This window comes from Ruegeria sp. YKSD163, assembly GCF_059612905.1.
Map to the genome: position 1 here is coordinate 102,594 of NZ_JBXWRM010000013.1, position 23,967 is coordinate 126,560.

The 23,967-nt window shown below is 59.3% G+C and carries 21 protein-coding genes and 1 tRNA gene; 13 read left to right on the top strand and 9 right to left on the bottom strand.

Features of this window, described 5'->3' with window-relative positions:
* Positions 1-26 precede the first annotated feature (26 nt).
* The 6 genes from AC2FNA_RS17065 to AC2FNA_RS17090 all read left to right on the top strand — a co-directional run bounded on the left by AC2FNA_RS17065 (position 27) and on the right by AC2FNA_RS17090 (position 2,658).
* Positions 27-103 (top strand) — tRNA-Arg (locus AC2FNA_RS17065).
* A gap of 198 nt (positions 104-301) precedes the next feature.
* Positions 302-661, top strand: coding sequence for a hypothetical protein (locus AC2FNA_RS17070; protein ID WP_496828565.1), 360 nt, complete (start codon positions 302-304; stop codon positions 659-661).
* A gap of 120 nt (positions 662-781) precedes the next feature.
* Positions 782-1,021, top strand: a complete 240-nt coding sequence (locus AC2FNA_RS17075; RefSeq protein WP_496828653.1) for a putative quinol monooxygenase — start codon at positions 782-784, stop codon at positions 1,019-1,021.
* 77 nt (positions 1,022-1,098) lie between these two features.
* The gene (locus AC2FNA_RS17080) at positions 1,099-1,230 is read left to right on the top strand and encodes a hypothetical protein (protein ID WP_496828567.1); all 132 of its coding nucleotides are present in this window, start codon (positions 1,099-1,101) and stop codon (positions 1,228-1,230) included.
* A gap of 42 nt (positions 1,231-1,272) precedes the next feature.
* A complete protein-coding gene (locus AC2FNA_RS17085; RefSeq protein WP_496828569.1) occupies positions 1,273-1,797 on the top strand; it encodes an RraA family protein in 525 nt (174 codons plus the stop codon).
* Positions 1,798-2,025: 228 nt separating this feature from the next.
* A complete protein-coding gene (locus AC2FNA_RS17090; RefSeq protein ID WP_496828571.1) occupies positions 2,026-2,658 on the top strand; it encodes a tyrosine-type recombinase/integrase in 633 nt (210 codons plus the stop codon).
* Positions 2,659-3,076: 418 nt separating this feature from the next.
* On the opposite strand, the gene AC2FNA_RS17095 is transcribed toward AC2FNA_RS17090, so the two are convergent.
* The 5 genes from AC2FNA_RS17095 to AC2FNA_RS17115 all read right to left on the bottom strand — a co-directional run bounded on the left by AC2FNA_RS17095 (position 3,077) and on the right by AC2FNA_RS17115 (position 10,763).
* Complete coding sequence (locus tag AC2FNA_RS17095; RefSeq protein ID WP_496828573.1) at positions 3,077-4,132, bottom strand: DUF1254 domain-containing protein; 1,056 nt, start codon at positions 4,130-4,132, stop codon at positions 3,077-3,079.
* A 181-nt stretch (positions 4,133-4,313) separates the two neighbouring features.
* Positions 4,314-5,273 carry a helix-turn-helix domain-containing protein gene (locus AC2FNA_RS17100; RefSeq protein ID WP_496828575.1) on the bottom strand — a complete coding sequence of 320 codons (960 nt, stop codon included), beginning with the start codon at positions 5,271-5,273 and terminating at the stop codon, positions 4,314-4,316.
* Positions 5,274-5,856: 583 nt separating this feature from the next.
* Positions 5,857-7,506: an adenylate/guanylate cyclase domain-containing protein gene (locus AC2FNA_RS17105; protein ID WP_496828577.1), complete on the bottom strand. Its 1,650-nt coding sequence runs from the start codon at positions 7,504-7,506 to the stop codon at positions 5,857-5,859.
* Between the two features lie 354 nt (positions 7,507-7,860).
* On the bottom strand, positions 7,861-9,531 hold the full coding sequence (locus AC2FNA_RS17110) for an adenylate/guanylate cyclase domain-containing protein (protein WP_496828579.1): 1,671 nt from the start codon (positions 9,529-9,531) through the stop codon (positions 7,861-7,863).
* Between the two features lie 317 nt (positions 9,532-9,848).
* Positions 9,849-10,763 (bottom strand): DMT family transporter, encoded by a 915-nt coding sequence (locus AC2FNA_RS17115; RefSeq protein WP_496828581.1) that lies wholly within the window; start codon positions 10,761-10,763, stop codon positions 9,849-9,851.
* A gap of 447 nt (positions 10,764-11,210) precedes the next feature.
* Between AC2FNA_RS17115 and AC2FNA_RS17120 the strand changes: the two genes are divergently transcribed.
* Positions 11,211-13,445 (top strand): sensor histidine kinase, encoded by a 2,235-nt coding sequence (locus tag AC2FNA_RS17120; RefSeq protein WP_496828583.1) that lies wholly within the window; start codon positions 11,211-11,213, stop codon positions 13,443-13,445.
* Positions 13,446-13,459: 14 nt separating this feature from the next.
* Here AC2FNA_RS17120 and AC2FNA_RS17125 read toward each other — a convergent pair whose 3' ends face one another.
* A complete protein-coding gene (locus tag AC2FNA_RS17125) occupies positions 13,460-14,137 on the bottom strand; it encodes a response regulator (protein WP_496828584.1) in 678 nt (225 codons plus the stop codon).
* A gap of 839 nt (positions 14,138-14,976) precedes the next feature.
* Between AC2FNA_RS17125 and AC2FNA_RS17130 the strand changes: the two genes are divergently transcribed.
* Entirely contained in the window at positions 14,977-16,026 is a 1,050-nt protein-coding gene (locus tag AC2FNA_RS17130) for a DNA-methyltransferase (RefSeq protein ID WP_496828586.1), read from the top strand.
* 95 nt (positions 16,027-16,121) lie between these two features.
* Here AC2FNA_RS17130 and AC2FNA_RS17135 read toward each other — a convergent pair whose 3' ends face one another.
* The 3 genes from AC2FNA_RS17135 to AC2FNA_RS17145 all read right to left on the bottom strand — a co-directional run bounded on the left by AC2FNA_RS17135 (position 16,122) and on the right by AC2FNA_RS17145 (position 18,196).
* Positions 16,122-17,162 carry a hypothetical protein gene (locus AC2FNA_RS17135; protein WP_496828588.1) on the bottom strand — a complete coding sequence of 347 codons (1,041 nt, stop codon included), beginning with the start codon at positions 17,160-17,162 and terminating at the stop codon, positions 16,122-16,124.
* A 103-nt stretch (positions 17,163-17,265) separates the two neighbouring features.
* A complete protein-coding gene (locus AC2FNA_RS17140; protein ID WP_496828590.1) occupies positions 17,266-17,829 on the bottom strand; it encodes a DUF3489 domain-containing protein in 564 nt (187 codons plus the stop codon).
* Between the two features lie 97 nt (positions 17,830-17,926).
* Complete coding sequence (locus AC2FNA_RS17145) at positions 17,927-18,196, bottom strand: hypothetical protein (protein WP_496828592.1); 270 nt, start codon at positions 18,194-18,196, stop codon at positions 17,927-17,929.
* Positions 18,197-18,315: 119 nt separating this feature from the next.
* Between AC2FNA_RS17145 and AC2FNA_RS17150 the strand changes: the two genes are divergently transcribed.
* Genes AC2FNA_RS17150 through AC2FNA_RS17170 form a run of 5 tightly spaced genes read left to right on the top strand, consistent with a single transcriptional unit; the run spans position 18,316 to position 23,929 of the window.
* Entirely contained in the window at positions 18,316-18,855 is a 540-nt protein-coding gene (locus tag AC2FNA_RS17150) for a hypothetical protein (RefSeq protein ID WP_496828594.1), read from the top strand.
* Complete coding sequence (locus AC2FNA_RS17155) at positions 18,800-20,854, top strand: phage terminase large subunit family protein (RefSeq protein ID WP_496828596.1); 2,055 nt, start codon at positions 18,800-18,802, stop codon at positions 20,852-20,854. Before AC2FNA_RS17150 ends, AC2FNA_RS17155 begins: the two co-directional genes overlap by 56 nt.
* A 1-nt stretch (position 20,855) precedes the next feature.
* The gene (locus tag AC2FNA_RS17160; protein WP_496828598.1) at positions 20,856-21,071 is read left to right on the top strand and encodes a phage head-tail joining protein; all 216 of its coding nucleotides are present in this window, start codon (positions 20,856-20,858) and stop codon (positions 21,069-21,071) included.
* A 3-nt stretch (positions 21,072-21,074) separates the two neighbouring features.
* Complete coding sequence (locus AC2FNA_RS17165) at positions 21,075-22,571, top strand: phage portal protein (protein ID WP_496828600.1); 1,497 nt, start codon at positions 21,075-21,077, stop codon at positions 22,569-22,571.
* Complete coding sequence (locus tag AC2FNA_RS17170; protein WP_496828655.1) at positions 22,571-23,929, top strand: S49 family peptidase; 1,359 nt, start codon at positions 22,571-22,573, stop codon at positions 23,927-23,929. Before AC2FNA_RS17165 ends, AC2FNA_RS17170 begins: the two co-directional genes overlap by 1 nt.
* The last annotated feature ends 38 nt before the right edge of the window (positions 23,930-23,967 follow it).

The following is a 23,967-nucleotide window of genomic DNA, read 5'->3' on the forward strand; positions in this document are numbered from 1 at the left end:
TCAAACCTCGGTAGAGAGGGGGCGGCGGCCCCGTGGCTCAATTGGATAGAGCAGCCCCCTCCTAAGGGGCAGGTTACAGGTTCGAATCCTGTCGGGGTCACCAAAAACGCCTGAAAAATATAGATTATTTTCAGGACTTTGTGTAGGATCTTGCAGAAAGTCCCGTGAGCTTTCGCGCCGAATTTTCCGAGAACGACCGAAATCTCGTACAATACCTGTACAAAATTCACACGTCCGTGCGGCTTTCCCGCCTGCTAAGCTCAAAGACAAGGCCGAGAAGCTGGAAGCGAGGAAGGCGGAGTTGACCGAGCTTCTGGACAATGCCGATGAGCCGCCGCCATTGCTGCACCCGAACATGGCACGGATGTATCAGGATCGGATCGCGAAGCTCTGCGAGAACCTTCAATCCGAGGAAGATCGTGGCGCCGCCGTCGACGTGCTTAGATCACTTGTGGATGAAATCAGCCTCGTGCCCGAGAACGGCGAACTCTCCATCGTCCTTCGGGGCGACCTGGGGACGATCCTGCGCTTTGCAGCCGGAAAGCAAAACCCCGACTTCCTTTCGGAGGCCGAGGCTTTGGACAGCCTGCTTTCGCAGAAATCGTTGGTTGCGGGAGGGCGCAACCGCCGTTCCAGAACCGAATTGCGGTGCCTAATTTGACAATTTCGGCCCAGAGCCGACCTTCAGCAGCAAAGCTCGATACTGCGGTTGCAGCCCGCATTTCCGACTTTCGCTGCAGTCGCAAAATCTAAAGGTTTTACAACTCGTTGATTGCGGACCTTGCCAACCTTAGCCTTTTCCATCGTTACAGCGTCTGCTCGGGAGCCCGCGCGCTGGGTTAGCGGAGATCCATCCAGGATATTCCTGTACGAACTCTACTCCGATGAAGCAGCGTTTCGCTCGCATTTGGCATCCGATCACTATGCCGCTTTCGACCGCGCGATTTCCGGGATGGTCTTGTCAAAAGAAGTCAAGGATTTCCAACTCGTGCCCTCTCATGCCAACCGCGCGAAATCCTGAGCTCATTCCCCTGATGGACAAGGGAAGCCGGGCTGGCTAGCGTCCGCCATCACCTGAAGGATGGAGGAGACCCAAGGATGATCGAAGCGCCGCCGGTTTTGACAGTGAAAAAGGAACTACGCCGACCAACGGACGAACAGATCGCGGCATTTCAGGGCGTGCCGACTGGGTTCGTGGTGGACGCCATGTACGGTTCTGGCGCTCTGTAAAACAACATTCAGCCCATTGGCGGCGGGCGTGATGTCTCGTGCATGGCGGCAGGCCCGGCTTTGACGGCGGATTGCGGTGCCGCCGATGTGCTCGCGGTTTTCGCCGCGCTGGAATTCACCCGGCCCTGCGATGTTGTCGTCTCGTCTTTTGCAGCTCACTCCGGCTGCGCTGCGGGCGGCGACGGCCTGGTTGGCATGCTGAAAAATTGCGGCGCCGCCGGCTTTGTAACGGATGGTCCTCTCCGCGACTACGACGGGATCATCAATGTCGGGCTGCCCGTCTGGTGTACCGGAGTATCGCCGGCGTCACCGCATATCTCGGGGCCGGGCTCCGTGGGCTTTCCTATCCAGATCGGCGCGCAGGAAGTCGAAACCGGTGACATGATCGTGGCGGACAGGGATGGCGTGGTCGTGGTCCCGTTCGAAACACTTGACGACGTGATCGCCCATCTGGAGCGTATACACGCAGCCGAGCAAGCACAGGACGACAAGGTGAAGAGCGGCATGCGTTCTCCTGACTGGGTTGGGCAATTGCTAGCCAGTGATCGCGTTGCTTTCAAAGACTGAATTTGCCAGTAGCTTGAGTATCTGTGGCTTTCCCAATCACCCTGTTTGGTCAGGTGCCCCTACGGCGAAGTCCGTTTCATGCGCAATGCCGACGTCAATGCGCGACGCAGAAAACGTCAAGGTGGGCTCGTTCCAGACCTCGAATGCGGCGCAGCATCCTGTGATATGTTGCCTCGGTCAACGTCGGGTTGTCGTTGTGGGAGGGCATGGCGGATCGGAGGATCAGTCATGGAAACAGCAAACTTACCTGCCATTCGTGTGCTTCGCCCCGCCTGGAACAAAGGACGTATTGTTGGTCAAAAGCGCCCCCTGAAGCCGAAACACGTCTGGGCGATCCGGGTTAGGCTCGAACTCGCCGAGAACCATCGCGATCTGGCACTGTTCAATATGGCGATCGACAGCAAGCTCCGCGGTTGCGATCTGGTGAAGATGAAAGTCGTTGATGTCATGGCGTCCGGTCAGATCAAGGAACGGGCGTCGGTCCTACAGAGCAAAACACAGAAACCTGTGCGATTTGAGATATCCGAAGGGACACGCGCCTCGGTCGAGAAGTGGATGGAAGACGAGGTCATGATCGGCTCCGAGTACCTTTGGCCGGGCCGCTTCCATGAGCGGCTGCACATCTCGACCCGTCAGTATGCTCGAATCGTCCGCGACTGGGTCACGTCGATTGGTCTAGAGGCAAGCGCCTATGGCACACATTCGATGCGTAGAACCAAGGTCACTCAGATCTACAAGAAGACCGGAAACCTTCGCGCGGTTCAGCTCCTTCTGGGCCACACGAAGATGGACAGTACGGTCAGATACCTCGGCGTCGAACTCGAGGATGCCTTGGCCATCGCTGAAGCCATTGAAATCTAGTGCAGTTGGGTCGCCTACGCGGGCGGCCCAGAGCCGACATCCATCAGCTCGCCTGCCGTCGCACCGCAGCTTCACCAAACCAGCCGTTCGTGCATTTTACAGCATTTCAGTGTGCGACAATGACGGCAATGCGGGACAGTCCAGTCGTTCGGCCCAGAGCGGCAAACTAGCGCTACTTGCGCAATCCCGACATTGAGGCGAACTCTTGGCTTTGCGGGTACGGCATAATCTGCTGAACCGAGATGAGCCATTCATGGTTGGTACGTTGAATGCTGGCGAATAGCCCGGAGCGAGCCTTCTGTTACGGCGCCCGGATCGGTAACCTTGCCACTCCATCTGATGCCCCTGCCACCACCCGTCTTACACCTGCGCCCATGACGCAAGAGACCGGCACAAACCGCATCAAGTTCCGGAACCGCTACTTTCCGGCGTTGTCGGCCACGAACTTTGTCTCGAATTCCTTCGCGGCTTCAAGACTGGTCGGACGATACATGCGCAGCGTCAGGGCCGCGCCGCCTTCTGGCATGTCGATGTGGTTGGGCTTTGTCTTGCAGTCCTCTGTATTGCCCACGAAGACCGAGAAGCTGCCGTCATCGTTGGCTTCCGCCTTGTACGCACTCAGGGCCGCATTGTCGGTACCGAGATAGCCTTCCATGTTATAGGCGGTCAGACTCCAGTAGCCGAGGTTCTCATAGTCGACCGGCGGTTCGTCAAAGGTGACCTCGGTGCAGTCGGCCGCTTTGATCACTGCGTTGGTGTAATAGGCGTCCTCGAGCGGCATCAGCCCCCACCCGAGCAGCGAGGTGAAGATGTAGTTGTACTTCTCCAGATCACTGCCGTCTTTCATCAGCACGGTGCCGGGAATCAGTTCATCAGCATATGCAGTCTGGTTCTTCACCAGCACGATACCCCCGGCCAGGATCCGCTTGGCTTCTTCCAGCTGCGCCTGGTCGTAACCAGGGCCAGCGTAGTCGTTCGCCGCCTTCGGTTCCATCACCACCGCGTCCTGTGCCGCGTTCGCTGCCTCCAAGCCCTTATCGGTGCTTGTACGCATCATGGCATAGATATGCTTGTCCTCCGTGCTGACCTGATCGGCGGTCAGCTCCCGGCTTTCGCCACAGTATACCACGCCGAGCTGGCCATGGTTGGCGTCAAACAGGAGCACCGACTGATAGCCGATGGTGCAGTCCGGCACCGTTACGGTCATACCCTTGGACACATCGAACACGCCTTGCGAATATAGCATGTCAGATTGAGACCGAACGATGGTCTGGGTTTCGACCGTGGCCGGTTCACGGGCGTGGGCGAAGGTGTTGATGCCGCCGGCTCGCTCGATCGTCTCGATGAAGATCTTCTCTGACTCCGCCGGGACGGCAGTCAGCAAGTCAACAGGCTTTCCATCAGCAAAGGAAGCGTGGGCCGTCAGGGTCACGACGCCCGAAAGAAGACTGATATTTCTGGCTGGAAATGGCATGGGAACTTCTCCACAAAAAGGGGCGGCGAGTTCGTCGCGCAAAAAACCGGAGCGTGTATTGGGCACAAAAACCGGCCGCCGGCTATGCTACGGCTGGCAGACGCCGTGATCTTAGCGCTTCGGGTGACCTATCGTTATCCGGATCGTGCCAATCACGTCATGCGCCGTAGCGAAACTGGGTTTAGCGTGTTGCCGTTGGGTTGGTCCTGCATCGGGATCGCGTTTGCGAAGGCATCTCCCCGAAATGCTCCCGATACGCTCCCGAGAACCTGCTTAAATGATCAATCCCATAGGGATTGGCAAGGTTTGCAATCGTGCTTCGTCGGTTAGCAGGGTCCACTAGGCCCTCGCGGACACGGTGGAGGCGGATTACATGGACGTAGACGTGCGGCGGTTGCCCGAGGACTGAGGTGAACGCCCGGTATAGCGTCCTGCGTGAGGTTCGCGCCGCCGAGACGACGTCGTCAACTGCAATCGGGCCGTCGATGTGTGCGTGGATATATTCGCGGGCGAGCCCGACGATCCGCGCATACTTTCGCTCGCGCCAGGAAGGATCGACAGGCTTCGGCTCACGCGCCAAATGCCGGAACAGAAGCCTGAAGAGTTGCGCGTCTACATTGTGCGCATTTCCGTGTTCTGAATGGGCGAGATCAAGCACGCGGACAATTCGAGATAGGTATCTCGTGTCCGGCAAGACGGCATCGAGGCGGGTGCCCCCGAGTTGCCGTCGGTCAAGGACCATGCCGTCCTTCCCCGCCTCCTCCTCGAGCTTTTCAAGAGAAAGTGTCACGCCAACATAGAGCGATCCAGGATGATAAAGGGCGTCGTGAACGTCGCCAGCACAGAAAACGCCGGTTGTTCTTGAACTAACCTTACGCAGCCAATGACGCGATCCCGGCGTCAGCCGCAGGCCGACCCCGAGCGTTACCTTGTCATTGCTCAATGGGCCGGTGAGCGCAACATGACCGTCAACCCGACCGCTGCTAAATAGGATGCCGTCCCTCTCCCGAAACAGTAAGCTACCGGTTACCGGTTGCGCCGTCATCTGCACAGCGGTCAGACCGGCGCCGCGAACGCCGTCCTTGAGGTCCTCGATTCTCTGTATGCGAATTTGGGTCCAACCAGTGTCCCGCGCCAGCATCGGAGCCTCCAAGAAAAGAAAACTGAGTATGAAACTGTATATAGCATTCCATCGCTGCGGGGATAGCGGCGCTCGCAGAGGGCCGCTCTTGATCTTTTTCTGTGACAACGCCGATGGGTTTCACAGGCTTACTCGCGTTCTTTAAGGTTGATATGCCGAAGGTCACTTCCTCCGCTGACATGAACTTTACGGTTTCCTCGACGGAATTCTGGTTTTCGTTCGTCTAGTGCCGCGCAAGCTGACCGCTGCGCCTGATGCTGCAGGCGCGGAGAACGTCGCCAAAGTCGGCAATCCACCAGTTCGCGCAGACCGCAGCATCGGTCAAAGTGGGCTCGAAGCCGTCATGCGGCGATGCAACAGAGGGCACCGCCCCCGTGACCGGCGTCAAGACGGTTCGGCCCAGAGCCGACCTCCGCCGATCATCGTTGATGCTGCGGTGCGGCCCGTCAGAGGGGACATTCGCTGCAACTGCAAATATCGAACCGTAGCGAACTCACAGATCGCGGGGCGAAGGAAACGCCGACATAATTCAGACAAACATCTGCTATGCAGACTCAAGGTGAAAACAATGACACGCAGTGCTTTACTCGGGCAGCCCGGCCAACTTCAGCCCTTGCAGATATACTTGCCCTGCTTTCGTGCGCGCGTAAGGAGATGTCTTGGTGTAATTGGTCAACGTGAAATCCGGCAGCAATCGTAGTATAACCGACACCGCGTCAGCAGCATCGGCTGAGCGCCTCAGATGCCCGGCCCCGGAAGCCAGGGACATGTACAGCGATAGATAATCGTTCGACCTCTCCAAACCCAGTTTTGCAAACCGAATTGCGTCCTCATGTCGACCGACCTGCACGCTCGCATTCGCGGCACCAGCCAGACCTTGCAGCCAATAGGGGCATAGACGGCCCAATCTGCGATAGCGCGCGAAGCAATCCAGCGCCTGCTCCCCTTCTCCGATAAAGATGTAGCCCCAACCACCGAAAATGAGAACTTCAACGTTGTTCGGTGCGCGCGACACCGCTGTTTCCACTTTAATGCGGAGGTCGGCGGCAGCCCCGCCCTGCAGATAATCGACAACTCCAATGCCCAAGTCCAAAACCGGATTTTCGGGGGCCAATGGGCGCGCCGCCTTCACCCAGCGCGCCGACTGCGCCTCATAGGATTTGATCCAGGTGAACCGGCGTAACTGTGCCATAAGTAGGAATGAGAGCGACGCCGCATAGGCTTGTGTCAATAACGGCGCGCGCTTGATCGCCTCGGCACCGAACCGCAACGCTGTCCGAATGTCATCTTCGGCCAGTGACCGAAACTCCATCAACCCGCGAAACAGCAGTTGTTCGCCAGTCATATTGTCGAAGGGAATGCGGATTGACTTGGCCCTTTCGCCCTCAAGTATCTGTCCGTAAACCTGCGCTGCAATGGCCTCGCCCACCTCGTCCTGCCAATCAAAACTGTCGGCCAGATCACCATCATATTTGCCCGACCACATTGCAGTGCCGTTTGGATCGGTCAGGCGCGCCTCCAGCCGCAAGCGATCGCCGCGCGCGCGAAGCGTATGGGATAGAGTGTATCCATTGCCTGTTTCCAGCCACTGGATCGAGGCGAGATAAAGGCCAATATCTGCCGTCAGACCCTTGGCGAGGTCTTGCACATCAGCACGATCATCTGTCGCTGTAATAGGCCGTACGATCAGGCGAGGAAATCCTAAGGGTTTCGCCGACTGGGTCGTGTTCAGCGCAGCACCAAACGGCGCGCGCAACCAAACGCGGACGGGACGTTCGATGTTTTTGAGCGCTTGCTCGCCCTGATCCGCGAAACCAGGCTTCATTGTGCCGTCCAGCATCACAAACGCCGCGTCCGATAGCGTCACACCGCCTGCAGGTGCAAGCGCTTCTAACCGCGCGGCGACGTTGACGCCATCACCAAAGACATCCTCGTCCTCCCGCGTGACATCCCCGACATGGATGCCAATGCGCAGTTTGATGAGTGGATGCCCCTCAATCGTATCCTGCAGTTGGATTGCGCAACTCACCGCATCCTGAACGCTGGCGAAGGTGATCAACCATCCATCACCCATGCTTTTAACAATCTCGCCCCGATGCTGATCAGCGAAAGGATGAATGGAATTGGCACGAAAGCCACGCAAGGCGCTCAGGGTAGACGCCGCATCCTCGCTGACAAGTTTGGTGTAGCCAACGATGTCTGCGGCCAATACAGCGGCCAGTTTGCGACTCAATTCTCAAACTCCCTAACAAATTCCGTAACAGACTACTTTCTGCATCCGCCAGTGCAACAGGCGCAATGTGTGTGGTGTGCGACGTGGTTGGGTTTGGTGGCGGGACAATAGCCTTTTCTGACGGCAAACAAGCCGTCGTTCGCTGCATTGCAGTACGGTGGTAACATGAGCTCCTTGCGGACCTCGGAGACTGCGCAGCATCCACCTTCGCATAGCGCCAAAGAGCGTCAAGGACGGCCCAGTGCTGCCGTTGGCCACCTCATCTCGATGCTGCGACTGCAGCCCGCATTGCCGACTTTCGCTGCAACCGCAAAGTCTGGATGGGATCGAACTCACACTCTGCGGACCAAGCTGTCATTCAACAAACCGCAGAACATCACCAGAACCAGGGGCCAACACTTCTCTTAACCACAAATGAGTGTCAGGCAGTATCGGTTCTTGGACGAAAAAGTTCTCACCGTCTTCTAGGTGAGCCGCCAAAGCTTCTTCTTTTCGAGCTTCATCGTGGTGTCCGAGTTGCCAAAGCGATAGGATAAGCAGCTTACGAAAGCCCCGAACGCTTGGCTTGAGGTCAATCATCTCGCGCAGAGTGGATACTGCTTCTTCGTAATCCGCACCACAATACTCAGCTACAGCCATTTGTAGTCGGCGGTACGTCCAGAACGGGTCATTTCGAAGTTCGGTACCCTTACGTATTGCGGCGGCTGCTTTCTGATACTCTTGAGACAGAGTATATGCGTAACCCAGCCCTATATGCGCTTGCGGATAATTCGGACTGAGATTGTAACACGCCTTCGCGTCTGACATCACTTTAGTGGGGTCACGCTCGGTCAGGCTTCGAAACATGCATCTTGCAAAGAACGCGAAGTCGCTTTGCGGCAATAACTCGACGGCAAGATCAAGCGCACGCGCAAGCTCGTCAAAAGTTTCGCCTTCAACAGCTTCGAACCGCACTTTGTATTGCTGGAGCACTCCAATGGCCCACATACATTGGCTCATACCGTCCCTAGGGCTCAGGCGTCTGGCGCGGTCCAACACAGATACGCACCGTTCAAGATCCGGTATCGTGCATTCATAAAAGAGGCCTGCCGCACGGGTGCGCAGTTCTGAAACGCTTAGATTTTCGTCGGGGATTTCGCCAATACGGTTGTTGTCTAGTGAGTTGACGAACAACCGCAACTTTGCGTCAACTTGCCCAGCCACTTCATCAGTGAATGCAAAAAGATCAGTAGCTTCATCCTCAAAAACATCTGCCCAAACCGTTGTGGCGTCGTCAAGAAGCACCATCGAGAGATTGACCCTTGCCCGGTTACCCGACCGACGGAACCTGCCGCGAAGGTTGTAAGTTGTTCTTCCTGTCGTGCTAACGGACATGTCGCGCACCTTGACCCCCGTACGCCGGGACAATCCGTAGACAATCTGCTCTTGCAAATCCTCAGCGGCAGCCTTGGTTTCTTCGTCAGGTGGTGCGGCTGCAAGCCGTTCAACTCCTATAGTAGGTACCTCGTTGGAGCGGCTGCTGACGGTTAATTTATCTGGCCGCCACTGGAAGCACTGAATCGGGCGAGGGATATTCTTTAGCTTGAAACTGCCCGCATCCGAGAAACCCGCGCATTGTTTTTCTGATAGCTGATTGTAGACCTCGGCGGAAATCAGAACGCCCCCAGGCGGTGCCTCGGTCTGCAGACGACAAGCAATGTTTATGCCTGTTCCGTACAAGTCGGTTTCATCCTTTACGATATCACCCATATGGATGCCCATGCGCAGTCGAGTGTTGGGGTGTTCCGCAAGGCCGCTCTGCACTTCCAGAGCCGCAAGAACGGTCGACGCGGCATTTGGATAGGCCACAATCCAGCCGTCACCCATCCGTTTTAGAACTTCACCCTCATACTTTGCGACAATTGGCTCGAAGAGTTTGTCACGCAATTCATGGACTAGGGCGATTGCAGCGCTTTCGTCTTTCGCCATCATTAATGAGTAATCCACCAGATCGGCTGCTTGAATGAACGCGAAACGGCGTGACATGTTGTTTCTGTTTCTCCCAAAATACTCTCAGGATGCCAAGTTTGGGTTTTGCAGAATGGCGGGTCTCAGTTCGTCGAGCCTTACTGGTCATAGGGGCGTTGTCAAACCAAATGGGCTTAACGAGTGCGGGCGCTCTGGGCTCGAAGCCGTCATGCGGCGATGCAACAGAGGGCACCGCACCCCTGACCGGCGTCAAGACGGTTTCGGCCCAAACCGGCCATTGACGGCGTGAGCAGGTGCTGTCTTGCGGCGTCAAGGAAACGGCCATTCATGCATTATGCAGCATCAAATAAACTGCTGGCGGCTGGAGGTCGCGGCTAGTCGGCTTCCCCATTCGAAACAGATACCGTCACGACGCTCAGAAAAATCAGGGCAATTCCGGCAAGCTGCATCAGAGTTAGCTGTTCATTCAGGAAAACACCGGCCAGCACCAGGCCGGACAAGGGGACGAAATTCAGGTACACGCTGCTTTTCCGAGGGCCAATAACGCGCAGGCCGACTTGCCAGGAAAGAAATGCAATCGCTGACGCGCAAATGCCGAGATAGAGGATTGACGCCCAGCCATTCTGATCGATGTCCGTCAGGGCTATGGGCGGCGCAAAGAGAATGGCCACGCCGGCCTGAACGGCAAGGCCGATGAGGATTTGACACAGGAAGGCTGCCTTCGGCGAAAGCGCAGGGGGCAACCTAGAGAGGGTAGTACAATAAGCGCTCCAGACGATCGTCGCGCACAGCACCAACAAGAGCGCACTGGACTTGCCGGCGATCGAAATACAACCCAGTGTCTGGCATTTCGCGATGAAAACCCCCATGAGCGACACGGCAATGGCAAACATGATCCGTCTGGAAGGCCGTCTGCGGTCGAGCAGAGAAACGATTGCAACGATAATGAGAGGTGATAGAGCAAATCCGATGACCATCTCGGTCACGCTGACTGTCTTGAGTGCCGCGTAGAGCAAGGTGTTGAACGCGACGATGCCAAGCATCGAAAGCAGGAATAGTTTCCAGAATTCCCGTCTGATCGCCTGTCGCTCCACGACAAGACTTTTGACACCAAGCGGAAGAACGACAATGGCAGCAACAATCCAGCGCAGGAAATTCAGCCAGAAGGGCGGGATATCAGGGCTGATGAAGCGCCCGACGACGAAGTTGCCGCCCCAGAGAACCGGTGCCAGGACCAGGAGTGAGAATGCAATATGTCTCTCCGATAAACGGTGCTCCGCGATAATCATCTGCCTGGCACCGAGTGAACCGCCTGGCACCGGACCTCTTCATTGCGAGGCCTGACGGACGCCACTTCCGGTCCGGCAGTTTCAGACCTTCCGCCGACGGTGTGTACCAAGGCCCCAACGGTCTGAGGATGAGATTGTTGCGCCCGGTGCGAGCGCCGTCTTCGACGGGTTTGCGCCAATGTACGGCTGCCGCGGTGTGCAATAAATATCTGCCGTGCTTGCCAGTTCAAATCGATCATCTCAAATCCTTCCAGCACTCTGAAAAGCATAGGGGTGCCGCGATCTCGATTGGAATCGGTCAGGTGGACTAGTCCTGTGAGGCCATTCTCTGATTGGCGTCTCTCTGATAGGCTCAAGGGGGGTCACTGGTTGATTGAGGAGCTTTCCTGTTTTGTGTGGTTTTCAGCAGACTTTCTCCGGCCGTGCCAGAGATCGCAGCGCGGTCTGATGTCCGCGCCCCATGAACCTTTGGTGCATCTCGCCAGCAACAAACATCGCGCGGCTACGCACCGGCTTGGGGGGCATTTCCCGCTTTTCTCGTTTCTTCTGGCTTTCGGGCTCTGGGCACTGTTCATAACGCTTGGCACTGTCGAGCTTTTTCGCATTCCGAGCTGGGGCCTGCGCTTCGAGACAACCGACAACCCTTCTGAAATCCGGGTCTCTGAAATTTCCCGTGGTGGCCTTGCAGAAGCGGCAGGCATCGCACCGGGCGACAGATTTGTTGCGTTGATCCGAGACCGGGACAATGCCCGCTTCGACATAAATCCCAACGTCCTGATTAAGTATCGGGCACAGGTGGATTCATACGCGCGGTGGCAAAGTGCTCTCGATGACAAGGCGCGGCTGTGGAACTTCCAGAGAGAAGATCTCTGGCTCGTCCGCGATGATGGTGAACGGGTCTTCATGCCTGCGAACCGCTCGCAATCTTTCGGCAATCTTCCGTTGCGCTATTTCCTGATTGGCGCGCTGAGCCTTGCGACGCTTGCTGTGGCCGTCGGGATCATCGCTTTTGCGCCACCCGCCATAAATGTCTTTCTCGCGGGCTTCGCCGGAATATGCCTGTCGGGCGTCTTTCTCCATCACGCTCTCAAGGCTGGCATCGAATTGTCCACGCCACCGCTTCTTTTTGATCTGCTGTATTTTCTGGGCGCAGGCGGCGGGCTTTTCTACACCTACGCGGTGGTCGCGTTGATCTGGCACACGCCGCGCCGATTAGGCCGCTTCCCTTTCGCGGCGGCTAGCATGCTGGCGGCCGGGTTTGTCTTTGTCAGCCACCACCTCGCCTTAATCGATTTCCCAATGAACCCCTACATCTTTCCGATGTTCGCGGCGGATCTCCTGGGCCTGACCCTCTTGATGATCCAGATCATCAGGTCGCGCAAAGATCCAGTCTATCGGGCAAGCGCCGCCTGGTTCGGAATTTCCCTGCTTGGCGGCGGGCTCCCGTATTTCTTTTTAGTGCTGATTCCTCACACGTTCGACAGCCCGCCGCTTATCCCAGTCGGAAGTGGCGCTCTTCTTCTCGCGCTCACCTGGGTAGGATTCGTTCTTGGCACGCTGCGCTACCGGCTGTTCTCGATCCAGACTGCATGGTTCGGCACGATGCTATGGCTTTCGCTTGTCGCGGCTTTCGCAATGACAGACATCGCGCTGATCGTTCTGTTCGGCCTGAACGATACCCAGGCGATCGTGATCGCCGCTGCTGTGACGAGCTGGCTCCTCTTTCCCTTGAAAAGCCTGTTCCTCGACTACCTGCTGCGGCGCAATGCGGTGCAAAGCGAAGAGGCCGCGGTAAAGTTCGTGGATGTTGTCGGCGCGATGGAAGATCCTGAGGAAATGGACGGGCGGTTCCTGCGATTTGCCCAATCGCTGTTCGACGTGGAAAGTGCGGAAGTCGACGATGCCTTCGCACCTCGAGCCGCGACGATCGAAGATCGCGGGCTTGCATTGCGATTTCCGGCAATTACCCGTGAAGGTTCGCTCATCCTGCGAGGGCGCAACCGCGGGGGGCGTCTGTTCACGCCGATGGACCAGAAGGTTGTCAGCCTTCTTTTCCGGATGGCCAGCCGGATGTACGATCAGCGTCGAAAACAGGATGCACGACGGCTGGAAGATCGCAAACGTGTCGCCCGCGACCTGCATGACAACCTTGGAGCCAAGCTGCTAAACCTGCTTTTCGCTGCGCCGGAAGAAAGCCAGACGAGGAAGGCCGCGTCCTCCGCCATCGACGCCTTGAAGGAATCCATCATGGTGCTTGAGGACGAGGACGAACTGGATCTGGAGACGGGCTTCGGGCTGATATGGTCCGAGCAGGAAGCGCGACTGACATCAAATGGGTTCCGGTCGTCCTGCAAAGCGAGTTACTACAATTCAAGGCTCGTGGACAGCAGGTCTTTTGTGAACCTCAAGAACATCGTCGAAGAGCTGGTTTCGAACGTGATCAAGTATGGTGATCCTGCAAGGCCGGTGCAATGCTCATGCACGATCGATGGCGATGGGGCGTTCGGTTTTCGCATCGAAAACCATGTCGGCAATGATAGGGAGGGGCTTCCCTCGGGCGGGCGCGGAATGCCAAATATCGAGGCGCGTGCCGACGAGATCGGGGCACATGTGACCATGTCCAGAAATGTCGCCCCCGAAGCGCTTTTCGTTGTCGAACTGACATTTCCTCTGATGAGCTGAATTTTTTGGCGGGGTCACAACAATCCAAGCTCACGAGCGCAATCTGCTGCCTCGAGCCGGGAAGAGATGTTGAGTTTGCCATAGATATTGGCCGCATGTGTTGCGACCGTGCTTTTCGATATGTTCAGGATGCCCGCAATGTCGGGGCGATTGAATCCCTTTGCCAGCAAACGGAGTATTTCCTTTTCCCTCTCGGTCAACGCATCGAGAAGTACACCGGACCGCGCTTGCGGTCCCGCCGCATGCTGGTTTCGCGCGACAGTCGCCGCCTTCGACCCCTGGATATATTCGATCACGCGCCGGGTCACTTGCGCCGAAAGTGGCGGTTCCCCGAAAGGAAGACGCTCCAGTGCAGCACGCAGAGTATCGAGGCTCTGATCCTTCAGAAGATAGCCATTTGCCCCGGCAGCCAGAACCTCGATCAGGCGCGAGGTCTGGTCATGCATGGACCAGATGACGACGAAGCAGTCCGGATTCTTGGCACGCAGAGGCTCAAGAAGAACCTCCCCGCTCCCGTCAGGCAATGAAAGATCGAGTATCGCCAACTCGAATACGTTTCTTTCAATCTCGGATCTAGCCGACCTGAGTGTCGACGCCTCTGTGATCTTTGCGCCAGAGAACACATCGGTCAACACGCCGTGCATACGGCGCTTTGCCTCCAAATGATCGTCGACGAGTAGGATTGATTGCATGGGCCACCGAAAATGCTGGCGCAACCATATCTGAAAGATGCCTTTCCTTCCAGAATGGTTGCACTAAGGCATTGCACTCAATTCATGGAGTCTTCCCGTTAGGATTACATACGCGCGGTTTCCGCTCTCGGCCCATCTCAGTCATTCAGGCGATCCCCAGCGAGCGACCGGTTTCCGCCGATCGTGTAGGATGCTGCAGGAATGAGAGACGGCCGCCTTGGGCTCCTTGCCATCACTCGAGCCTTTCAGTCGGTTACTGCCTGCTGGAAGGGCCGGTTTCGAGCCAAGCACATGGTTTTGTTCGCTCCTGCAGCAAACCATCAACCGCCCACTCAGTCGATGTGCGGCACGTTCGCGAACCGTGAACACCGGCCCTTCATCAAAGGAGGTCGACCGGCCGCAGTGTCCGCATCTTTCCAGTTCGGCACCGGCGCGGCGAACGACGGGTTCAGATTTGGGCTAGGCAGCCTGATCTGAACGTCTGCTTCCACCGCTTCGCCTCGGGCTCTTCGCTCTCGCAGAGAATGTCCGGAATCCGCCCTCTCTACCGATAGCACAAAGCGTGCGAGCCTTTGTTCGTCGCTGACCTCCTTTCCACACGATTTTCACCCGCTGCGCCCACCTTGGACGTGAGCTGCTATGTATTCTTCAAACATCCAGATGATGACCGCCTCCCTTAGCGCCACCCCGAACTTTGGTACCTAGAAACAGGGCCTCCAGACGAGCGCCGACGCCCCCCCAGCGAAGGTGATGAGTTAAGAAAGTGTTAAAAATATTGTTGTTGATCAATGCGTTATGCTGATTTAGAGTGATTTCAGTTTGAACATACCAGCTTTTTTTTGCTGGGCCGCAGGGAGGCCGAGCGACGGGCCTACCGCATCGCCGACAACAAACTAACCGAGTTGGGCGAATGGGACGAAGCCGTGCTGCGCGATGAAATCGCCGGGTTGCTGGCTGAGGATTTCGACCTGTCGCTGCTCGGGATCACCGATGAGGATCTGGACGCCCTGCTGCGCGATCCGGATCAGGTCGAAGGCGAGGCGGTCGAGGGCGAAGATGATATTCCCGAACCGCCGGTCACGCCGGTTTCGGTGGCGGGCGACCTCTGGCAGTTGGGATCGCACCGGCTGATTTGCGGCGACAGCACGTCTGCCAATGTGGTTGATCGGCTTCTGGGCGATGTTCGTCCGCTGCTGATGGTGACTGATCCACCCTACGGCGTGGAGTATGACCCGTCTTGGCGCAACGAGGCGGGAGCGGCCAAAACGAAACGCACCGGCAAGGTGCTGAATGATGACCGAGCCGACTGGCGCGAGGCTTGGGCGCTGTTCCCCGGCGACGTCGCCTATGTCTGGCATGGTGCCCTGCACGCAGCGACCGTGGCCGAAAGCCTGGCGGCGGCAGGTTTTGCCGTTCGCTCGCAGATCATCTGGGCCAAGGACCGGCTGGTGCTGAGCCGCGGCGATTACCACTGGCAGCATGAACCCTGCTGGTATGCGGTCAAGAAGACCGGCAAGGGCCACTGGGCGGGCGACCGCAAACAGACCACCCTCTGGCACATATACGGCAAGGATCAGGATGCGGCCACCGTCCACGGCACCCAAAAGCCGGTCGAGTGCATGCGCCGCCCGATCCTGAACAATTCCAGCCCGGGTCAGGCCGTGTTTGAACCGTTCATGGGATCGGGCACCACGCTGATCGCGGCCGAAACGACCGGGCGGGTCTGCTTTGGGATCGAGTTGAACCTGGCCTACGTGGATGTCGCCGTCGAACGTTGGCAGACCTTCACAGGCCAAGAGGCCGTGCTGGCGGCGACCGGTGAGAGTTTCGCCAACCTCAAGGCCAAGCGGCTCGCGGCACGAACGCACCGGACGGCGCTTCCACGCTGAGGAACTGTACCCGGTCTATTGCGACGTCGCGGTGCGCCGGTGGGAAATGACGACGGGTCGAAAGGCGTTGCGCGAGTTTAGATCATGGACACCTATCAAGGCCAACGCAATCCAATCGCCTGACAAAGCTTGAAGTAATCGCTCGAGAGCCATTTCTTACTGATATCCTCCTTCCTTTGGACCTGCTCTCGCCCCAAGGCCCCAAGTTTAGATAACAAGCTCCGGCTTCGACTTGATGCTTCATTCATCTCTAGATGGGCATCTTCCAGTTGTCTGCCCGTGATTTCCGAAGCAGCTATGAGCTGTCGAACCCGTGTTCTGTCTTGGAAGGGCGGCGCAGGAAGGTCACCAAGCCCGAAAGCACCCAGCATATCTAATGCGGCTCGAGACTCTGTTCCGGCCAATGCTCTTACCAACATGTTCCGAGCAACATCTATCGTCATAGTCTGCTGAGCGTTCAAATCGTCGATTAGCCGCTTAAGGAAATTAGACGCAGACTCCAACTGATAGATGCAAAGGCGGTAAAACTTCTTTTTTTCAACTTCGAATTCTTTTTTGCGAACTTCTCCGCAGAACTGAGTGCTGGGGTCGCAAAACAGCGCGTCCAAATCACTCTGAACCTTCGAAAGTTCTAACCCGCAATTTCCAAAGCTTATCACCTGAACCTCGAACCATTCGGGGCTAATATTAATCACTCCTTCCAAATCCTGATCCGTGAAGGGTGGCACGAGAACCGAAAGATCGACGCTCATCACGTTCCCTACAGAACCATGACCTCCGAGCATGTCCTTAAGGAAACTTGGATCATGCAAAGATATTCCGCCGCAGTTCTGCCAAAAAAGTATGTCGCTCTGCTCTTTCAAGACTGACAAAGTGCCTTCCAAGAAAGCCTCTTGTGCCTCCTTCAACCAGTCGGGAAGATTTTGAGTCTTGATAAATTCTAAGACAGCCTGAGCTAATAAACCCTTTGCTTCTTTTGAAAGCCCGGCAGCCTGCTCGCCAAAATCCACTTCCTCCCTCTCCAATACGCGAACTTTCAAAGGATAGTTGACCACCATCTCCATGTTCGGGAAGCGTAACTTGAACGCCCCGATATCTGCTGCTGTAAGAATAACGTCGCGATAGTCAACGAACATCAGATATGAACCTCTCCCATGGGCCTCACTCCTCAATTGCCCGAACTTAACCTTGATCCGCAAGACCCATCATCGCCGCTGCCGCGGGAAGGGTAACGCTGTGTCACGATGGGTTCCGATAAACCGTCCCCCTGCCCTCGACCTTCTCAGCGGTGATGGGCAGGCCCAGCTTCTTCTTCAGCGTGCCCGAGATAGCACCGCGAACAGTATGGGCCAACCATCCGGTGGCCTCGACGATCTCGGCGATGGACGCTCCCTCCGGACGCTGGAGCATGGCGATGATCAGCGCCTGCTTGGTACCAGAGCGGAAAGCGAAGGGTTTCGAGGTGTCCGCGTCGTCGGGCGCCTGCACCAATTCCGGTTTCGGTTTTGCCTTCCTCGCGCTGGCGACGGCGCTGCCCACCAGCACCTTGATCCCGATAGCCTCCAGCCCTGCCTCTGTGGCGACCAGCGTGGTGCCGTGACCATCGCCGGTCTCGCGCCAGAGCGACTCGCCCTTGCGAATGTCGGCGTCGACCTCCTCGAGCCAGCCGCGTCCGATCATCATGGTGATGACCTTTTTCGCGGCGGCACCATGCAGCCCCTTGGGCAGTGGCATTGCGAGATTATCAGCGCGCTGGGCGGCCGCGCTGAGGATGATGGTTTGCGTGTCGGTGAGTTTGGGCATCTGAGCCTCCGGCCTGATCGGGTAGCGCGAGATTGCGCAGCCTTCTACCGGGGCAAGCCCGCCGCATTGGCGGGCCGCGTAAGTTCGCATGGTCGGCTTATTCGGCGAGCTCACCCTCGCCAAAGGCGCTGTCGGTGATACGCTTCAGCAGGCTGGCGTATTGCTCAAGGCTGCCGACATCGCCCCAGGTCACCTCATCCGGATGGGTGTTGAAGTGCTCATCGCTCAGGTTCTGTAACCGGACCAACATCGCATCGATCTCGGCCTTCTTTCCGATGAAGACGTTGAGGGCTGCCTCCCGTTTCCGCGCGGCCTTCTCTGCGCGCAGCTGGTGGCGTGGCGTGGTCTGGGGGTTAAGGCGGGTCATGGTCTGGTCTCCGCGGTGAGTTGCATCTTTCTGGTGTGATCAGAATCGCTCTCCGGGCGAGCTTAATCAACGAAATACCGAGCAATATCATTGATTTATAATCGGATCAGGTGACGTCGTTGGAAGGCATGTCGGAGCGCGAATATTCCGCCCATTCCGGTCTGTCCCGTGGGGCGATCCAGAAGGCCCGCAAAGCCGGTCGGCTGGTGGTTTATAGCGATGGCTCGATCAACGCCGCCGCGTCGGACGTGCGCCGGGCCGACATGACCGACCCAGACCAGCAGCGGCGCAGCACCGGCGGCGATGCCAGCCTCTCGGGCCCCGCGGACAGCTCGTCCTACCTGAAAGCCCGCACCGCGCTGACGGTCTACCAGGCGCAGGAACGCCAGCTGGCAATCCAGAAGAAGAAGGGCGTTCTGGTTGACCGGGCGCGCGCCGAAACGCTGGTGTTTCGCCTCGCACGTCAGGAACGCGATGTCTGGGTCACCTGGCCCAGCAGAGTGGCGGCGCTGATGGCGGCTGAAGTGGCCATGGAGGTGGAAAAGCAATCCGGCAAACCGGTGATGATCGAGGCCGCGATCCTGCAGAGGGTGCTGGAAACCCATGTCAGAGCGCAACTCGACGCCCTTGCCGATCTCCGGGTCAGCCTCGGACAGTGACGACACGGCCAACGATGATCTGACCGTCGATCTCGATCTTGGGTTTGACGGGGCCGAGGATATGCTGCGCGCCTGGCGTCACGGGATGCGCCCGGACCCGGACCTGACCGTGTCGGAATGGGCGGATCAGCACCGCAAGCTGTCCTCCCGGGCGTCGGCCGAACCCGGGCAATACCGCACGGCGCGGACGCCGTACCTGCGCGAGATCATGGATGCGCTGTCACCAAAGCACCCGGCGCAACGGATCAGCTTCATGAAGGCCGCGCAGGTGGGCGCGACAGAGGCTGGCAACAACTGGATCGGCTTCGTCATCCATCACGCGCCGGGGCCGATGCTGGCGGTGCTGCCGACGGTGGAGATGGCGAAACGCACCTCGCGCGGGCGGATCGACCCGCTGATCGGGGACAGTCCGGCGCTGAAGGAACGGGTGCAGCCTGCCCGGTCGCGCGACGCGGGCAATTCGATGCTGTCCAAGGAATTCCCGGGCGGCATCCTGGTGCTGACCGGGGCCAACTCCGCCACCGGCCTGCGCTCGATGCCGGCGCGCTACATCTTCCTCGACGAGGTCGACGCCTATCCGGCCTCGGCCGACGAGGAAGGCGATCCGGTCACGCTGGCCGAAGCGCGGACCACCACCTTCTCGCACCGGCGCAAGGTGTTCATGGTGTCGACGCCCACGATCCGGGGCTTCAGCCGGATCGAGCGGGAATATCAGGCCAGCGACCAGCGGCGGTACTTCGTGCCCTGTCCACATTGCGGCGCGATGCAGTGGCTGCAGTTCGAACGCCTGCGCTGGGACAAGGGGCGACCCGACACCGCGGCCTATCACTGCGAGGGTTGCGACAAACCCATCGCCGAGCATCACAAGACGCAGATGCTGGAGCGCGGGGAATGGCGCGCCACGGCCGTGTCCGCCGACCCGCATTCCATCGGCTTCCACCTCTCGGCGCTCTATTCGCCCTTGGGCTGGAAAAGCTGGCAGCAGATCGCGCGGGACTGGCTGGCCGCCCAAGGCTCGGAGGACATGCTGCGCGCCGCGCGCAACACCCTGCTGGGCGAGACATGGGTCGAGTCAGGCGATGCGCCGGAATGGCAGCGGCTGGCCGAACGGCGCGAGGCTTATGCAGGCGCGCACATCCCCGTCGGTGGTCTGTTCCTGACAGCTGGCGCCGATGTGCAGAAGGACCGCATCGAGGTCGATGTCTGGGCCTGGGGGCGGGGTCTTGAGAGCTGGCTCGTCGATCATATCGTCATTGCCGGTGGGCCGGACGATCCGGCCTGCTGGGACCAGCTGACCGCCCTCTTGGGGCGCACATGGGTCTGCGCCAACGGGGCGGTGATGGTGATCGGCAAGCTGGCCATCGACACCGGCTATGAGGCCGCAGCCGTTTATGCCTGGGCGCGCGCGCAGGGGTTCGATCAGGTTGCTCCCGTCAAAGGCCTCGAGGGCTTCAACCGGGCGACGCCCGTGTCGGGCCCGACCTTCGTCGACGCCACCATTGGCGGCAAGCGCCTGCGCCGGGGCGCACGGCTCTGGTCGGTGGCCACGGCGACGTTCAAGACCGAGACGTATCGCTTCCTGCGGCTGGAACGGCCTTCGGATGAGGATCGCGAGCTGCGCGTCCTGGACGCCCCCGGTACCGTGCATCTGCCCGACTGGATCGACACCGAGTGGCTGAAGCAGCTGGTGGCCGAACAGCTGGTCACGGTGCGCAACAAGCGCGGCTACGCCCACCCCGAATGGCAGAAGATGCGGGAGAGGAACGAGGCGCTGGACTGCCGGGTTTATGCGCGGGCTGCCGCATGGATCATGGGCGCGGATCGCTGGGACGAGGCCACATGGCGGCGGCTTGAAGAACAGGCCGGGGTCGAGACCAAGCCCCCAATGCCGGTAACAAATCCTGCGGCACCAGAATCTCTGACCCCGCCCAAGGCCGGAACACTGACCACGCCGCGGCGGAAACGCCGGGCTTACACGCCGAACTTCATGAGGGACTGAGATGGATCTGGAACGGATGCGCGCGCTTCTGGCCGCGCTGCAGGAGGCGCGTTACGCGGGCGTCCGCTCGGTCAGCTATGACGGCAAGACCATCACCTATGGCTCAGACGCTGAACTGGCGACCGCAATCGGTGATCTGGAGGCCAGAATTGCCATCGCGGCTGGCACCCCACACCGCCGCCGTCGCTGGGGCACCGTTGCCTCAAAAGGTCTGTGACCCATGGCGTTTGAAGCTTTTCGTCAGCGCATCGGCAGCATCATCGGGGGTTTCGATGCGGCCCAAGCCCATCGGCGGCTGCGCGGATTCCGGGCATCCCGCGCCCATGTGAACACGTTGATCGCAGCCTCTGGCGACACTATCACCGCCCGCGCACGCTGGCTGGTTCGTAATAATGGCTATGCGGCCAATGCCGTGGAATCCTTCGCGAGTAACGTCGTCGGCGATGGCATCAAACCCTCTTCGACCATCGGCGATGCGGCGAAGAAGGAAGAGTTGCAGGCGCTGTGGCTTGCCTGGACCGATGACGCCGATGCCGAAGGGCTGACCGATTTCTACGGGCTGCAGCGCCGCGCCGCGCGCGAGGTCTATCTCTCGGGCGAGGTCTTTATCCGCATCCGGCCCCGCCGGGCGGAGGACGGACTGACGGTTCCGCTGCAATTGCAGATGCTCCCTGCAGAAATGCTGCCGCTGGACATGAACCGCGAATTGCCCGGCGCAGGGCTGATCCGTCAGGGGATCGAATTCGACGGGATCGGACGCCGTGTCGCCTATCACTTCCTGCGCCGTCACCCGGGTGATCTGACCGATCCCGGCCTTGCAGGGGAAACCGTCCGTATCCCGGCTGCAGATGTGATCCATGTGCTGGACCCAGTCGAGGCCGGGCAGCTGCGCGGTGTGTCGCGGTTCGCCGCCGCCATCGTCAAGCTGTTCACGCTGGACCTCTATGACGATGCCGAGTTGGAGCGCAAAAAGATCGCGGCAATGTTTGCGATGTTCATCACCTCGCCAGCCCCGGAAACCCCGCTGGAACCGACCGAGGAGGATCTGGAGGTTGAACCCGGCCAGGTGGTGCGGCTTGACCCCGGCGAAGATGTCTCGACCCCGGCAACCCCTGACTCCGGCGGCACCTATGAGCCGTTCCAGTATCGGACCCTGCTGCAGATCGCGGCGGCGCTGGGCATCCCCTATGGATACCTGACCGGCGACACGGCGAAGGGTAACTTCTCCAACACCCGCATCTCGCTGATCGAATTCCGCCGCCGCATCTCCGCCTGGCAGCATGGTGTGCTGGTGTTCCAGCTGTGCCGCGCGGTCTGGGTGCGCTGGATGGACACTGCCGTGCTGTCAGGCGCGCTGGACCTGCCCGGTTACGACAGCCAGCGGCGGCAATATCAGGCTTGCGCTTGGCTGCCGACCAAATGGGATTGGATCGATCCGATGAAGGACGCCTCGGCCGAGATCCTGCAGATCGAAGCGGGCCTGAAATCCCGCACGCAAGCCCTCTCGGAGCGTGGCTATGACGCCGAACAGGTTGATCGCGAGATCGCCGCTGAGCGCAAACGCGAGCTGGCGCTGGGCCTCGACTTCCGCCGCCCGGGATCGCCCGCACAGGGGCCGGGCGAAGGTGGGGTGAACGACACGGATCAAGACAGCGCCAGGGACGACGAGGCGGACGAGAGCGCTGATGAAAAACCCGACTTCAGGGAGGGCGCATGATGCACCACGCCCAGATCGCCCAGCGCGCCTTCAACACCCCGTTGATGGTCGATCCGGCCAAGGCGCTGGCGTTCCTGTCGGGGTTGGGGCCGCGCATCACCGGGCAGGAAATTACATTTCAAGGCGTCGATCTGCCCTCTGGCGAGGTCGAACACGCTGCCCTCGCTGCCCGGCCATCGCTGTTTGGCAATGACCTCGCCCAGCGCCATCAGCGTAATGGGAGCCAGCCCTTCGCCACGATCGACGGAATTGCCGTCATCGAGATCGCCGGAACGCTTGTCCATCGCGGTGCGTGGATCGGGCAATCCTCGGGCCTGACCTCATATGAAGGCATCGTAGCTCAGCTGCAGGCGGCGCTGGCCGACCCGGCCGTTCACGGCATTGCGCTCGACATCGACAGCTTTGGCGGTGAGGTCGCCGGGGTTTTCGATCTGGCCGACCGCATCCGCGCCGCGCGGGCGCAAAAGCCGGTGCAGGCTTTTGTCACCGAACATGCCCTGTCCGCAGGTTACGTTCTGGCATCGCAGGCCGACCGGATCATCCTGCCCCGCACCGGTGCGGTCGGCAGCATCGGTGTCGTGGCCATGCACACCGACATGAGCGGGGCGCTGGATCAGAAGGGCATCGCCGTCACGCTGATCCATGCCGGATCGCACAAGATCGATGCCAATCCGTATCAACCTCTGCCGGAAGCTGTGCACAACCAGATGCAGCGCGAACTAGAAGTCGTGCGCTTCCTCTTCGCCGAAACCGTCGCGGCCGGTCGAGGGGATCGGCTGACACAGGCGGCGGCGCTGGCCACGGAAGCAGCCGTCTTCCGCGGTGCCGATGCCATCGCGGCAGGTCTGGCTGACGAAATCACCGATCCCGTCACCGCCTTCCACGCCTTCGCTGCCACGCCACGCGGCTCCAATCCCACCAGTAGAAAGGGTCCAGAGATGACGACCACGCCCACCGACACTCCCAACCCGGCCGCAACTGCCATTCCCCCCGATGAAGCCGCCGCCCCGACCACGACCGAACCGTCGGTCGCTGCCGCCACGCCTGCAACGGACGCTCCGGCACCTGCCGCGCCGACACCAGAAGCAGCAGCCATGACCGCCGAGGCCATTCGCGCCGAGGCCGCCGAGGTGGCGCAGGTCTGTGCCCAAGCGGCCCGGCTCGGTGTGACCATCGATGCGGCCGATGCCGTCGCGCGTGGCATCAAACCCGAGGCTCTGCGCGCCCGCGTGCTGGCCGACCTTGCTGCCCGCGGCGATGCCGCTGGCATCGTCGCCACCGCACCGGCAGCGGCCGCCGCAAAAGACAGCCCGATCATCGCGGCCGCCAGAAAAACCGCGACCAACGCCAGGCGCTGACCCAGCGCCCAAATCCCCAAAATCATGGAGACTGACCA